The organism is Clostridium estertheticum, from assembly GCF_026650985.1.
Classification (GTDB): domain Bacteria; phylum Bacillota; class Clostridia; order Clostridiales; family Clostridiaceae; genus Clostridium_AD; species Clostridium_AD estertheticum_C.
Genome location: NZ_CP086239.1, coordinates 149,430 through 164,429, shown reverse-complemented (window position 1 = coordinate 164,429; position 15,000 = coordinate 149,430). Strand labels below are relative to the sequence as shown.

Annotated in this window: 11 protein-coding genes; 1 reads left to right on the top strand and 10 read right to left on the bottom strand. The window is 31.0% G+C overall.

Annotated features, from left to right (window positions below; genetic code table 11):
• Window positions 1-214: 214 nt before the first annotated feature.
• The 8 genes from cphA to LL038_RS00635 all read right to left on the bottom strand — a co-directional run bounded on the left by cphA (window position 215) and on the right by LL038_RS00635 (window position 10,181).
• Window positions 215-2,809, bottom strand: a complete 2,595-nt coding sequence (gene cphA / locus LL038_RS00670) for a cyanophycin synthetase (protein ID WP_216119572.1) — start codon at window positions 2,807-2,809, stop codon at window positions 215-217.
• Window positions 2,810-3,183: 374 nt separating this feature from the next.
• Complete coding sequence (locus LL038_RS00665; RefSeq protein ID WP_071613761.1) at window positions 3,184-3,375, bottom strand: EscE/YscE/SsaE family type III secretion system needle protein co-chaperone; 192 nt, start codon at window positions 3,373-3,375, stop codon at window positions 3,184-3,186.
• 224 nt (window positions 3,376-3,599) lie between these two features.
• Window positions 3,600-4,763, bottom strand: coding sequence for a metallophosphoesterase (locus tag LL038_RS00660; protein WP_216119571.1), 1,164 nt, complete (start codon window positions 4,761-4,763; stop codon window positions 3,600-3,602).
• A gap of 240 nt (window positions 4,764-5,003) precedes the next feature.
• Complete coding sequence (gene pyk, locus LL038_RS00655) at window positions 5,004-6,422, bottom strand: pyruvate kinase (protein ID WP_216119570.1); 1,419 nt, start codon at window positions 6,420-6,422, stop codon at window positions 5,004-5,006.
• Window positions 6,423-6,547: 125 nt separating this feature from the next.
• On the bottom strand, window positions 6,548-7,342 hold the full coding sequence (locus LL038_RS00650; RefSeq protein WP_216119569.1) for a rod shape-determining protein: 795 nt from the start codon (window positions 7,340-7,342) through the stop codon (window positions 6,548-6,550).
• Window positions 7,343-7,516: 174 nt separating this feature from the next.
• On the bottom strand, window positions 7,517-8,230 hold the full coding sequence (locus LL038_RS00645; protein WP_216119568.1) for a GGDEF domain-containing protein: 714 nt from the start codon (window positions 8,228-8,230) through the stop codon (window positions 7,517-7,519).
• Window positions 8,231-8,253: 23 nt separating this feature from the next.
• Window positions 8,254-9,417, bottom strand: coding sequence for an FIST signal transduction protein (locus LL038_RS00640; RefSeq protein ID WP_216119567.1), 1,164 nt, complete (start codon window positions 9,415-9,417; stop codon window positions 8,254-8,256).
• Between the two features lie 80 nt (window positions 9,418-9,497).
• Window positions 9,498-10,181 carry a GTP pyrophosphokinase gene (locus LL038_RS00635; protein ID WP_216119566.1) on the bottom strand — a complete coding sequence of 228 codons (684 nt, stop codon included), beginning with the start codon at window positions 10,179-10,181 and terminating at the stop codon, window positions 9,498-9,500.
• Window positions 10,182-10,502: 321 nt separating this feature from the next.
• Here LL038_RS00635 and LL038_RS00630 point away from each other — a divergent pair, with 321 nt between their 5' ends.
• On the top strand, window positions 10,503-11,366 hold the full coding sequence (locus LL038_RS00630; RefSeq protein WP_216119565.1) for a LysR family transcriptional regulator: 864 nt from the start codon (window positions 10,503-10,505) through the stop codon (window positions 11,364-11,366).
• Window positions 11,367-11,465: 99 nt separating this feature from the next.
• Here the strand turns inward: LL038_RS00630 and LL038_RS00625 are convergent, their stop codons facing one another.
• Both LL038_RS00625 and LL038_RS00620 read right to left on the bottom strand, forming a co-directional pair.
• A complete protein-coding gene (locus LL038_RS00625) occupies window positions 11,466-13,202 on the bottom strand; it encodes an ABC transporter ATP-binding protein (RefSeq protein ID WP_216119564.1) in 1,737 nt (578 codons plus the stop codon).
• Window positions 13,202-14,938, bottom strand: a complete 1,737-nt coding sequence (locus LL038_RS00620) for an ABC transporter ATP-binding protein (protein ID WP_216119563.1) — start codon at window positions 14,936-14,938, stop codon at window positions 13,202-13,204. The genes LL038_RS00625 and LL038_RS00620 overlap by 1 nt, the downstream gene beginning before the upstream one ends.
• Between the last annotated feature and the right edge of the window lie 62 nt (window positions 14,939-15,000).

Genomic DNA, 15,000 nt, shown 5'->3' with positions numbered 1-15,000 from the left:
GAAATTAAATGACAACAGATAACTATATTACCATCCATAGAAAACAAGACAGATAACATCTAATCAAGTATATAGGCAAATTATAGATAAATGTAATCACCAAATATTAAATTAACTTTACTAAATATATTATTTACATTATTATTATGTATTAGAGTAGTGGATTATCCACTACTCTTTTTTAACAATCAATAGGTCTTAACTGATTTCACAATTACAACTTAGTTTCACATTTAGTAATGAATTTACTTCTCATTACTTCTAAAAGAGGCTCATCTTTTTCAAAAAAGACAATAACCATATCTCCAGGCTTTGCAATATCTAGGGCCATTTTAAAAGCTTCCTTTTCCTCTAAAACCTTTTTAATATTAATAATATTAAAATTAGATTTCAGAACTCCTTTTTCTAAAAGATCTGCTACTTGACCCTTTAACCTACCTCTGCCATCTTTATTTTCTTTTATTAAGATATAATCAAAATTTTCTCCTGCACATTCGCCCATATTTAATATATGACTGTCTGATCTATCTCCTGGAACCCCAATAACTCCTATAAGTTTATTGTGTTTTATACCCTTAACTGCATCTAGTACACACTTATAACCTTCTATATTGTGCCCATAGTCTAATATTACTGTTACATTATTGAATAAATATATATTAAACCTTCCTGGATTTTGTTCTTTATTACAGTAGAATGTCTTTAATCCCTGTCTAATAACATCATAATCTATGCCGAGACCTACTGCGGCTGCACATGCAGCCATAGCATTTTGAATATTATATTCTAAAATACCTTTTAATGTTATGCCTATGTTTTTTACATTTATTAGCTTCTCTGAATTAGTACTAGTTTGTATTATTAAATTACCCTCATCTACGTAAATTCCATAACCACCTTTCTTAATGTTAGCTTTCATAACCTCATTGTTTTTATAACTAGAGAATACTATGAGTCTACTCTTTAGCCTTGGCAATATGCTTATGCTCATATTGTCATCCCCGTTAATGACAACATATCCATCTATTTTAACTGCTTCGCCGACCAGAGCCTTAACTTTAGCTAAATCTCCTATAGTATCTACCCCATCTATTCCAAGGTGATCCTCTGTTATATTAGTAATAACAGCAACATCTGCAAGGTCATATGCCAAACCCCCTCTTATTATTCCACCCCTTGCAGTTTCAAGGACTGCTGCATCTATACTTCTATTCATAAGAACCGTTAATGCACTTTTAGGCCCTGTGGTATCACCCTTAAATACACATTTTCCATCAATATATATTCCGCTAGATGTTGTCATTCCCACCGTATACCCTGAAATTGAGAGTATATGTGCAATAAGTCTTGTGGTAGTTGTTTTCCCATTAGTGCCCGTTACTGCTACTAATGGAATGCTTTTGGGTATATCCTTAAATAATTTATCAACAATATGACCTGCTACATTACGTGTGCCAATGCACAGATTATGATACACTCTAATTCCAGGCGCAGCATTTAACTCAATAATTACCCCGCCTTCATTAAGTGATTTGCTAATGTCGATGCACCGCACATGTATTTCGCAAATATCCATACCTATAGCACTTGCTGCTCTTTTACATATTTCTATGTTTTCATCACATATTAAATCCGTACAATCTATTGAAAGACCACCCGTAGATAAATTTAAATATAATTTTTCTTTTTCAGGAAGAATAAACTCTAATGAAAAGTTCTTTTGTTTTAAATATTCTACTAGTCCTTCATCTATTTTTATCATAGTTAAATCTTTTTCATGATCGTCACCACGCCTTGAACCCTCATTAGTCTTTTTTATAAGTTCTTCTATAGATGTTATGCCATCACCTATAATATACGGATGTATTGTTTCTGATACGGCTACAATATCTCCATACACACTACATACTCTATAGTCCTTTCCAATTATGAACTCCTCTATTATTATATCTTCATATTTTTTTGCTAAAAGACCATACGCATCTGATAATTGTTTCTCATGTTTTATATTACCGATAACTCCCTTGCCTTTATTCCCAAACTGTGGTTTAAGTACTACTGGGTACCCAATATCGATTGCAAATGAAATGCAATCACTTACGCTTGTTACCCTCATACCATTTGCTACAGGTAAACTATTCATACTTAATACTTGTTTGGTTAGCAATTTATCCTGTGTGATTCCTACTGATATTGCGCTTGCCTCACTGCCCATAGTTGCTTGTATAAACTTTGAGTATCTCCCATAACCTAATTGGAATATACTTTCTTCCCCTATTTTAATTATAGGAATCCCCCTTTTTTTTGCCTCATTGCATATGTTAAATGTACTTACTACTAGTTGTTCATGAATTAATATTTCCTTTAATTTGTCTACTCTTATATCTAAGTCAAATAATTCATTCTTAATTAATGAATTAACAAAAGCCACTGCTATGTTAGCAACCTCAATTCCTATACTTTTATATTCGTATTGATATATAATGTAGTAGTGATCAACAGATATTTCACGATATCTTCCGTAACTTATATCTACACCTATCATATTTTGGAGTGCTATTATTATATGTTCAGTAATATAAGCTAAATAAGTCCCTTCTGTGAGTCTCCTTATAAATTCTCTATCCTCATCTATTTCAGACCTATGTCCATTAAGTTTTGGTAACATACAAATTAATTTTTCATTAAAGTTATAGATATCTTTGCTAGGAATTTCACTGTATCCTTCTAAATCTAAGTTAAGTTTAATACATTTCTTATGAGAATATATATTTCTACCATTAAATATCCTAAAGTTAATTATTTTCATGTGCTTTCCTCCCTGACCTTATTAAATTTAAACTTCAAAATAAACTTAATAACTAGATGTAGCTAGAATAATAAATTAAAGTTAATCCACTTAACTGTGGCCCTACAAAACCTAGGATTTAATTAGTATTGCAAGACGCATATTATCTAACAAGTAACTGTAACATAATTTATAAAAGTAAGTATGCCTCACATAATAATTTTTATTATATAATATTAATCATGAACGATAACAAGGTCAGAGTGGAATCCCTTGAAAATAGATATAATAGACAAAAAAATGATAACATTTTTAAATATAAAACTGTAAATTATTTGATTGTAATGTGAAAATTAAATGGAGGAGCATAAGGCAAGCTCCTCCATTACCAAAAATTATTCCTGATAATTTGAAATTGTAGTATTTGCATTTTGTAAAGCAGTATCTACAGAATTAAGAGTATTTTGAATTTGTTGTTTATTTTCAGGTTTTTCTACTGAATTTAGTGCATTATTTAAACAATTTTTAGCATCTTGAAGATGAGTTGTTACATCTTGAACATGTTGTTTAGCATTTTTAGTTTGCATTTAATTACACCTCCCTAATTTTAAAAATATGTATTAAGAACTTAACTACATTAACAGTATCTGCATTTTAGTATAAAAAATACATAATTAACTAAATTAATTTTTTTTATATAAAACTATTTAACCATTTTAAAAAGGACAAAAAATAACACCAACAATTATGTCAGTGTTTATATAGTATATATTAATATCATGTTTATAAAAGTTCAATATAACATATATCTCTATTTTTTAAAATCAATATTAATTTCAACTATTTCAGACCGGCTTCCTATCCTAATTGGGGGTCCCCATGTTCCATAACCCGAAGATACAATAAAGTTCGAATTGTTCTTTTGCAGATAACCATAGTCTATTTCAAATATAAGATTTGTTATAAGATTTGCAGGAAATAACTGTCCTCGATGCGTATGTCCAGATACTTGTAAATCAATCCCATTTTTTTGCGTATCAGCAAAATCTCTTGGCTGATGATCCATTAATATAAGTGGCTTCGACTTATCTAAATCTTCTATTATGTCTGATAGATTTTTTCTTTTAATTTTCGTCTGCGATTCCTGTGATATATCGTCGCGACCTATAACATAGAAACTATTATTTATTAGGATTGCTTTATCTCTCAGTACCTTTATACCCGAATCGTTAAAAGTTTTAACAATCTCCTCTACACTGCTTCCCATTTCATCATGGTTTCCAAGACAAGCATAAACTCCATACTTACTTTTAAGTCTTTTAAAGTTATCACTCATATTTTGTTTTACAAAAGGCTCAAGACTACTATCAATTATATCTCCAGGTATTAGAACAATGTCTGGATTCAATTCATTTATTTTATTAACCATCACAGTAAGCCTTTTATTATCTACTACAAGCCCAAGATGAATATCCGAAACCATAATAATCTTAAGTGTCTTTAAATCGCTGGATGTTTTATTTACATTCAAATCATACTTGGTTACTTTTGGACTTCGAGCGCTCCAAGTACCATATGCCATTAGACTGGTTAAAAACACAACTACCACTAACGATACCACTAATGAAAAATTAGTAGCTTCATTTATGTTCCTAGGAATAAATGAAATTTTGCTATTTAAAAATTTTATTAGATCAATAGTAGGCAATACTAAAATAAGATAAAACATTATTCCCATCCAATATGATCCCACAATGTTCAATGTATTTAAAACTACTGAAGGTATATAAGAAGACAATATCATACTTATGATATACGCCGATGCTATTAGTGCAATTACTATCCAATATACTTTATTATTTAAAAACGAAATATGACTTCCTAAGTTTTGCCATCCCCTTAATCCTATATAATAATTTATGCCTCCATATAAGAAAAAAAATAAAGCAACAACTAATAACATTAATTTGTTCATTATCCACCTCTCCATACATTACTTATGTATTGCCTATCCTATCATTAAACTCCAACCATTTCCTTTACATTATAATTCAAAGAGATTTCCAATTCAACACAAATTGTATTTACTCTATGACTGTCATAGGAAGCTATGAGTATATAAGTTTTCTATAAATTACAATAAAAAGGTCTAGCAATTACGCTAGGCCTTAAATACCTTTGTAAATATAATGTAATTATTAATTTAGTTTAAGTTTTAAACTTGTTGTATTTTCATCATATTCGTAGTACCGGATTCACCAACTGGTATCCCAGCTGCAATTATGACAATATCACCTTTTTTTATATATCCCGCAGCTAATGATTTTTCCACTGCGTCTGCCATTAATTCATCTGTGGAAGTTAACTTAATTGAAAGTATAGTCTGCAATCCAAAATTAATAGATAACCCTCTTGCAACTTGCTTACTAGGTGTTACAGCAATAATTGGACACCTTGGTCTATATTTGGATACCATCCTAGCAGTATACCCACTTTGGGTTGCAGTTATTATTGCAGATACATTTAATTTATCTGCTGTGTTACATGTAGCAAGACTTATACCCTCTGATATATTTTCAAGAGCTTCATAATTTCTTTTATTTAAAGCAGCTTTAAAATCAATATTTGACTCTGCCTCAATAGCAATATTCGCCATTGTTAAAGCGGCCTCCAATGGATATTTTCCATTAGCACTTTCACCACTAAGCATTATTGCATCAGTACCATCAAAAATAGCATTAGCTATGTCTGAAGCTTCTGCTCTAGTAGGTCTTGGATTTCTAATCATAGAATCTAACATTTGGGTTGCAGTTATAACAGGTTTGCCTGCCTTATTACATTTATGGATTATCATTTTTTGAACTATAGGAACCTTTTGAATCGGTAATTCAACCCCCATATCTCCTCTAGCAACCATAATACCATCAGAAGCCTCTATTATATCATCTATGTTGTCAACGCCTTCTTGTGTTTCAATTTTGGATATTATTTGGATATGTTCGCCACCATTTGCATTAAGTATATTTCTAACATCTATTACATCACTAGCCTTTCTTATAAAAGAAGCAGCTACGATATCAACGCCTTGATCACATCCAAATATTAAATCCAATTTATCTTTGTCAGTTACTGCTGGTAGACCAATAGATATATTAGGAACATTTATTCCCTTATGGTTTCCTATAAAACCAGAATTTAATGCAGTACAATTTATTTCAGTGCCTTCAATTGAATCAATTTTAAATTCAATAAGACCATCATCCACAAGAAGTGTACCATTGACCTTAAGTTCTTGATAAAGCTCTGTATAAGAAACAGAACATCTCTCTTTATTACCAAGTATCTCTTTACCACAACTAAAGACGAATTTTTGACCTTTGTCAATTGCTACAGTATCTCCCATAAAATCGTGGGTCCTAATCTTAGGTCCTTTTATATCAAGCATTATAGCAACAGATTTATTAAGTTCTTCCCTAAGACTTTTTATAAGGTCAATTTTTATTTTGTGATCCTCATGTGTACCATGTGAAAAATTAAGTCTAGTAACATTCATTCCAATTTCCATGAGTTTTGTCAATATATCTTTACTGTCACTTGCAGGCCCTATTGTGAAAATCATTTTTGTTTTTTGCATAATTAATCTCCCCTTTATTGTTTAAGTTTTCTTAATTAGTTCTAATATGTGTGATTTAATTATAATATATACTTTTCCTATTTATAATAATGTTTTTGCTTAAAATAAAAATAGATATTCGAAGCTTATCCTTTCGTAATTTTCATTGTGTTAAGTTTCGAAATAGCGTTCTTTAATCCTTCTATAATACAATTTTCATATTCCAAATATACTAATTGATTTTTGCCTATATTAAGACCAAATACATTCTTTAAATTTGTTGGAATAGACAAATATATTGTTCTTTCTATTTCTAATTTCCACCCTATAGCGACTTCTTCCAAATCTTTTTTTGATATCTTTATATTTGTAAATTGTTCTGGTAATTCTTTTGATGCATTATCTGTTAGATTCCCAATATTATTTATTATATCCTCTTGTGTTAACTCATTATATCCCCTTTTTAAAATTTTAGCATTGAAAATATTTCCAGCAAAAACAAGACCAAAATAAGTTAAGTCATTTAAGGAATAAATAAATATTTTCCTTCTACATTCTTCTATCCGAACCCCTGAACCAATAGCCGCACACATAAAATTACTAAGAATATATATATTGCTCCACTTAAATTTTGAAGCTTCCTCAACAATTGATGCTTTATTCTTTATGTCAGAAATCTCAAAAGGAATAGCAATAACCAAACTGGGCCTAAATAATGATTTTTTAGCATTGCTTAAGACGTAATTCAATAATTGCTCCATGGCATTAATATCATACCAATAGTTTTCATTATTTATCGGATTAAATATATTGGGAAGTATTTCTCCTATAGATTTATCTATGAAAGTATTCTCTTTTTTTTCAAAAGCTCTTACTTTTCCATTTAACAAATCGACACCTATATATCTTTTCCTCATAAAATCAATTATATTTTCTAGCATTTATTATCCCTCTTTTCGTATAAAGTTTATATTAATATCGCCCACAATTGCATTGTTTTTATTTAGCTGATAATTAAAAAGTCCCGAATTACCTTTTGGTATTTCAAGACTTTCAGAGACTCAGTAACATTACTATTTCCCATATACCATAATTGAAATTCAGGCAACTGTATCTTATTTAAAAATGCAAGCACAATTGCGGCGTTCCTTAGCCTGATAAAGTGCCATATCAGCTCTTTTAATAATCTTTTCTATGCTGTCATCTTTCCTGTACTCAGTAATCCCAAAACTACAAGTTAGATGCTTAGATGTTCCGAAGTTATAGTTAGATACTTTTAATCGTATCCTCTCAGCCAATACATATCCATCATTTGCACTTGTATTTGGTAAAACAATAAAAAATTCTTCTCCTCCCCATCTTCCAATGTACTCAGTAATACGAAGGCTGCCCTTCATAAGTTGAGCAAGTTCAAATAAAACTTTGTCACCAGCTTGATGTCCATATGTATCATTTACCAACTTAAACCAGTCAACATCAATTATAATAACTGAAAAATTTATCCCATAACGTTGTGCCTGAAGGTATTTTTCATTAAATATCTCGTTAATTTTTCTTCGGTTATATATCCTTGTAACTCCATCAGTGGTTGACACTTCTTGAAGCTCCTCGTTCTTGGCAAGTAGTTCTAATCTTTTGAAGTCCAGTTCTTTATTCTTGACATCAAGCAAGTTCTTTTGTGCATCTAGCTTGTCTATACTAAAACGATAAACTAAATCATAATGATCCATTGCCTGCTCTATAAGTCTTCGGCTGTGTTCCGAGCGTTGCAACTTTTTTTTCAAAATCGCTATTTGCCTCATCATAGCATCTATATTATAATTCTCCATTCTTAATCTCCAGTCTATTCACTTTAACCTAGCAATACAGTTACAAATGTTTCGTTATAGAACTTATTTGTTAATTCATTTAAATTTGGACAAAACTCACCATAGGAATAAAATCCAACAAATTTTACACTTTCCCCTATCTTTTCCTGAAGACTCTGGCCCTCTTCCTTAGTGCGTGTTCCAAGCAGAACCCTTCGAGCTGAGCAAGAGAAACATAATGCTATAACGGGTAATTTATTTGATGGGAATGTTCTAATCGCATGGTTGATTGAACTTTTAGCACCTTCCAAAATTGACTCACGGTTTACCATGGTAATACGGACTTTATAACCAACTGGAACATTACCTAGATATGTCATTGATCCAATATTATTATCATAATTTTCGAAGCTAGTGCGCATAAAACAAAAATCACCATTATCATCATATACTGCAATTGGTAATTCAAGAGTAGCCTTAACATTTTCGCCAAGAATATTACTATAGAATTCAAGTGCAGGCTTATGGTCGATTTCATAGATCACATTACCCTGCGATTTTGTAATGGTTCCCATATCTCCCAGTGGATTCCAACCACTGTCCATCCCGAAAGAAAAATCAAATGATCCAGCTAAAAGTAAAAATGGAGATATACTTTGTGATGAGACTTTATTGTAAAATTGTTTAGAATCAGTGAATCTCCAACTATCTGCTGATATTCCACCCACAATTGGAAGTTTACCATCTGTAACTGTAGTTAGCTGTTCCATAACTGTCTCACCACTTGTTTTAATTACATCGGAAAACAATATACATAGATTAGGATTCTGTCCTAATCTTATAATAGACTCTGATAATACTTGACTACACTCTTTCCTCATATCTATTGCTGTATTATTGATAAAACCAGAAACAATTTTTATCTCTTCAGATATAAATAATGTCAAAACCAATGAATCCTCTACATACTCGCATTCTGAAGAAAATTCTCCATCTGTTGTACATCCAATAAGCTGTAACTCAGGCCATTTTTCATAAATTTTATCAAGTACCAGCTGATGATCAACATCTATGCTGGCATAAAGAATTCCTGCCGTAGGGTGATGTTTATCAAGCTGAAGCTCACAATCTTCAATTAGTTCCGTAACCGCTAAAAATGAATCTAGTTCTATACTGTGAGCTATGGCTACAAAAAAATCTGTTTTCATAAGTTCCTCCCCTATTCATCTACAATTCCATAAAAATTCTTAAGTAAATTATACTATTATTGACCATAAATTACTATATCTTATCTTATCTTATCTACTTCAATTTCTATATTTTGCATTTTTATATCTGTTGCCGCTATAATATCTGCACAATCTTTTAAATCATTTTTTATATGTATTGCAATACCTTCACCTTTTTTATAATATAACTTATGTTCTAAACTTGCCCAAAAATCCATAGCGATTGTTCTTATTTGTACTTCTACTCTTATGGGTTCTACATGATCAGAAAAAAATATAGGAATTTCCAAAACCATATGAAGGCTTCTATACCCATTAGTCTTTGGATTTTTAATATAATCTTTCTCTTCAATTAAATTAATATCCTCCTGCCTTTTAAGCATATCTGCGACCTTATATATATCGCTAACGAAGGAACAAACAACTCTTATTCCCGCTATATCATTAAAATTTTTCCTTGCCACTTTAATACTTGGTTTTAATTTTTTACGAGTAAGTTTGTCCATTATACTCTTAGGTGATTTAACCCTAGATTTCATATATTCTATTGGATTTCTTTTTCCCTTTATTTTAAATTCATAGTCTAAGATCTCAAGTTTAGTGCTAACTTCTTTTATAGCGCAACTATAGATCATTATAAGTTCCTCTATTTCCTCTATTTTGCCTTCCATATCTCTTGGAGAAACTGCTTTATCTATTATTGGTTCAAAGAATACTTTGTCTGATTTTGTGGATTTACCCATGAATATTTTGCTCCTTTTCGTCTAATTATGATATCACTAGCTGCTAAAACCACTTTTTTATGGATTGTCCCTTCTTCCATAAGCAGGGTTTTCTTCAATTATACCATTAAATAACCATATATCTTGAATTACCATAATAAAATCATTGCATGTTATGTCCCATAATAATATGATTATAGTATATGGATTCCCATATTAATAATATATATTTTATATATGTGGTATACGATATTCATATATAACGAACATGAATTAATGTTTGGTTTTGTAATTTACATTATATCTGAAGTGCCTGTCTATGCATAAGAGGAGGAGGAGAAAATGGACATTAAACAGCTTAGATATTTCCTTACAATAGCAGAGGAAGGTCAAATAACAGCAGCAGCTAGAAGGCTTCACATTGCTCAACCCCCTTTAAGTCAACAACTTAAACTTTTAGAGAGAGAACTTGGAGTAAAGCTTGTAGAAAGAGGACCAAGACATATCCACTTAACAGATGCTGGTGAAATTTTAAGAACTAGAGCAGAGCAAATTTTAGAACTTTCGGATTCTACAATAAATGAAATAGATGATTTTAAAAAGGGGTTAAATGGGACTTTATCCATAGGAATGATTTCATCCTCTGGTGCATTACTTATAAAAAATACTATGTCAAAATTTCATGAAGAATATTCTGGTGTAAAATTCTCTGTGCAGGAAGGCAACACATTTAAGATCCTAGAACTATTAAATAGAGGGATTATAGAAGTTGGAATTGTCAGAACACCATTTAAGGCTTTAAACTGCAATTATAAATGCATGGAAAAAGAACCCATGATAGCGGCAATGACAAAAAAATATTCTTTGGGTTTAGAGGGAAACTTCATATCATTGAACGACCTAAATGGAAAACCCTTAATTTTTTATCGAAGATTTGAACAATTAATAATGGATACCTGCACGGAAAGTGGTTTTAAACCAGATGTATTCTGTAAAAATGATGATGCACGAACAACACTTATGCTAGCAAATGCAGGCTTTGGGATTGGAATAGTACCAAAATCCGCCTTTGAACTTTCATGTAATGAGAATCTTATTTATAAAGAAATAAAAAACGAAAAATTAGAAACATCACTAGCTGCAATATGGATAAAAGATAGGTATATGTCCTCACTAGCAGATAGGTTTATAAAATATATCAACTAATAATTTGCTTTAATAAAAATGACTGTGTAAAAACGATTTTATTCGTTTTTACACAGTCATTTTAAAATTAAAATCAAAACCATTATGACTTTATTACAATCAAACAGCAGCAAACTGACTGTTATAAAGTTGTGAATATTGTCCACCTTTTTCTAATAATTCTTCATGGGTTCCACTTTGAACAATATTACCATTATCCATGACCAAAATTATATCGGATTCTTTTATTGTAGAAAGTCTATGAGCTATAATAAAACTAGTTCTCCCCTTTAACATTTTAATAAATGCTTTTTGGATTTTAAGTTCAGTTATTGTGTCTATATTACTTGTAGCCTCATCCAAAATTAACATAGGAGCGTTAGCAATCATTACCCTTGCTATAGTAAGCAGTTGTCTTTGACCTTGTGAGAGATTTTCACCTGCATCAGTAATTATAGTGTTATAACCCTTAGGTAAACGACGTATGAAGCTATGAGACCCAGAAGCTTTGGCAGCAGTTATTATTTCATCTTCTGTTGCATCAGGTTTACCATAGGCTATATTTTCCTTTATGGTTCCGCAAAAGAGCCATGTATCTTGAAGAACCATTCCAAAATTACAACGTAAACTATCACGACTTATTTCATTTATATTAATCCCATCAATAAATATACCTCCACTGTTAATCTCATAAAATCTCATCAATAAGTTTATAAGAGTCGTTTTACCTGCGCCAGTTGTACCAACTATGGCAACCCTGCTACCAGGTTTTACAGTTAAATTAAAATTTTTAATAAGAGGACGATTAGATGTATATCCGAAATTTACATTTCTAAAAGAAATCACACCTTCATTATTATGAAGATTTATTGTTCTTTTTTTGTCAGCTATTTCTGGTTCCATGTCAAGGACATAAAAGACACGCTCAGCAGAAGCTGCAGCTGCTTGAATCTGTGTAAATATTGCGGTTATATCATTTAGAGGCTTTGAGAATAATGTGGCATAAATAAGAAAACTTGATATATCACCTATTGTGAGTTTACCAAAGATCACAGCAAAACTTCCAATAATACCGATAAGTGAATAAATTATGTTATTCACAACTCTTGTAGTTGGACCTGATAAAGAACCATAAAATTGAGATTTTACACCTGCACTATATAAATCATTATTTATGTCTTTAAATTTATTAATAGTTTCATCTTCATAATTAAAGGCCTTTACAATTTTTTGGCCATCTATAATTTCTTCAGCATAAGCGTTTAAATTCCCCAAAATTTTAGCCTGCTTTTTAAACATTTTTTGAGAACGGTTTGTTATAAATCTTGCCATAAAATAAGAAGCTGGAGACAAAATCAAAACTACTAAGGTCATAACAGGATTTAAGTAGAACATAAAACCTATAGCACCTATTATGGTAACAATACCAGTTATAAGTGTGGACAAACATTGAATCATTCCGTCTGAAATTGTTTCTATATCGTTAACAAACCTACTTATTGTATCACCATGAGGATTAGTGTCAAAAAAATTTAATGGTAGTTTATTTATTTTTTTGAAAAGATCCTGCCTCATATGGTTAACAGATGAAAATGCGATTAAGTTAGTTAAATAGATCAAAAGCCAATTAAATATGTTTCCAATTACATAAACTATTGCTATTGCAATAATAATTTTGAATACATAACTAAAGTCGACAAGACCTTTTCCTATCATCTTATCTATAGTTTTACCTATTAGCATTGGTGCAATAAGGCTTAAAATTACTGTTATAATTGCGCTAAGAAGAGAAAATATAATATATATTTTAGAGTTTGACATATATTTTATAATTCTTTTAAATATAGTTTTATTCATTATTTGTTTACCTCCTTTTCTGAAAGCTGTGAAAGACATATATCTTTGTACGTTTCACAATTTGTCATAAGATACTCATGTGGACCAACTCCTACTATTTTTCCATCATCAAATACAATAATTTTATCAACATGTTTTATAGAACTTGCGCGCTGAGAAACAGTAAGTACAGTCATGGTATCACTGAGACTTTTAAGACCAGTTCTAAGGGCTGCATCCGTTGCGAAATCAAGTGCACTAGATGAATCATCAAGTATTAAAATTTCAGGTTTTGCAATTACTGCTCTAGCAATTGTGAGTCTTTGTTTTTGTCCGCCAGAAAAATTAAGACCACCACGAGTTACCTGTGTATTATAACCATCTGGTAGCTCTTTTATAAATTCGTTTGCTTGAGCCGTTTTTGAAGCATCTATGATTTCTTCTCTAGTGGCTGTTTTTTTTCCCCAGCGAATATTATCTGAAATAGTACCAGTAAAAAGCACAGATTTTTGTGGTACCATACTAATTTTATCCCTAAGTTTTTTCAGAGAATAATCTTTAATATTTATTCCTTTTATTGTTATTTCACCTTTAGTAACCTCATAAAATCTTGGAATTAAATTTATAAAAGTTGATTTACCTGAACCGGTAGCTCCTATAATGCCTACTGTCTCCCCCTTGTTAATTATTATGTTAATATCAGTTAGTTCGCAGTCGCTGGCACTGTCATATGCAAAAGAAACATGTTTAAACTCAATTAAAACATCGTCTCCACGAGAAGATGTTTCTACGTTATTACCATTGTCCTTTATTGATGCTATGGTATCAAGTATTTCATTGACACGGCTAGCCGAAGCAAATGCTTTTGTAAATATAATAACAAGATTTGATACTGCAACAAGTGCTACTAGTATTTGCGTGGCATAATTTACAAATGCAATAATTGTTCCCTGAGAAAGGGTACCAGCATTAATATGATAACTACTAGCCCATAATATAGCAATTATTGCTACATTCATAACAAGAGTTGTGAGAGGGTTTAAAAGAGCGGATGTTTTGCCAACTAAAACTGCAGTTGAAGTTAGATCATCGTTTGTAGCTTTAAATCTTGTTTCTTCGTTCTTTGTTTTTGCAAATGCACGAATTACTCTTGCTCCAGAAAGATTTTCACGAACTACTATACCGAGTCTATCTAATTTGTTTTGATATTTACGATAAAGTGGAGATGTCCTACTTATGATAAGATATATAATAATTCCAAAAATAGGCGTAGCTACTATCAATACGAGAGCTAATCTAAGATCTAATAACATTGACATAATAATTGCACCGATACATATAAAAGGTGCACGAAATGCCATACGAATAAGCATAGCAACTGCTAGTTGGAGCTGATTTACATCGCTAGTAATACGATTTGTTAGAGATGCAGCTCCGAACTTATCTATTTCCACATAAGAAAACGTAGATATATGTTCAAATAATTTATTACGCAAAGTTGTACCAAAACCTTGAGAAGTAAGTGCAGCAAAATACTGACATGTCATAGAACTACAAAAGCCTAAAATAGCCATAACACACATAATTCCACCCATTTTCAACACATAATTTGTATTATGCGTGCTTACACCGTTATTTATAATAAGTGCCATAAGTGTTGGAAGCAACAATTCTAATAATGCTTCAATAAGTTTAAATGTGGGTCCTAAGATACATTCTTTCCTATACGGTTTTAAAAATCTAAAAAGTTTATACAAAAATCATCACTCCAGTATAAAAATATTGCATGTTTTGTTCCATGCGAATATGATTATATCAT

Excerpts from the sequence above, each read along its gene's own strand:
- cphA (WP_216119572.1), bottom strand. The coding sequence starts at position 2,809 with ATGAAAATAATTAACTTTAGGATATTTAATGGTAGAAATATATATTCT.
- LL038_RS00665 (WP_071613761.1), bottom strand. The coding sequence starts at position 3,375 with ATGCAAACTAAAAATGCTAAACAACATGTTCAAGATGTAACAACTCAT.
- LL038_RS00660 (WP_216119571.1), bottom strand. The coding sequence starts at position 4,763 with ATGAACAAATTAATGTTATTAGTTGTTGCTTTATTTTTTTTCTTATAT.
- pyk (WP_216119570.1), bottom strand. The coding sequence starts at position 6,422 with ATGCAAAAAACAAAAATGATTTTCACAATAGGGCCTGCAAGTGACAGT.
- LL038_RS00650 (WP_216119569.1), bottom strand. The coding sequence starts at position 7,342 with ATGCTAGAAAATATAATTGATTTTATGAGGAAAAGATATATAGGTGTC.
- LL038_RS00645 (WP_216119568.1), bottom strand. The coding sequence starts at position 8,230 with ATGGAGAATTATAATATAGATGCTATGATGAGGCAAATAGCGATTTTG.
- LL038_RS00640 (WP_216119567.1), bottom strand. The coding sequence starts at position 9,417 with ATGAAAACAGATTTTTTTGTAGCCATAGCTCACAGTATAGAACTAGAT.
- LL038_RS00635 (WP_216119566.1), bottom strand. The coding sequence starts at position 10,181 with ATGGGTAAATCCACAAAATCAGACAAAGTATTCTTTGAACCAATAATA.
- LL038_RS00630 (WP_216119565.1), top strand. The coding sequence starts at position 10,503 with ATGGACATTAAACAGCTTAGATATTTCCTTACAATAGCAGAGGAAGGT.
- LL038_RS00625 (WP_216119564.1), bottom strand. The coding sequence starts at position 13,202 with ATGAATAAAACTATATTTAAAAGAATTATAAAATATATGTCAAACTCT.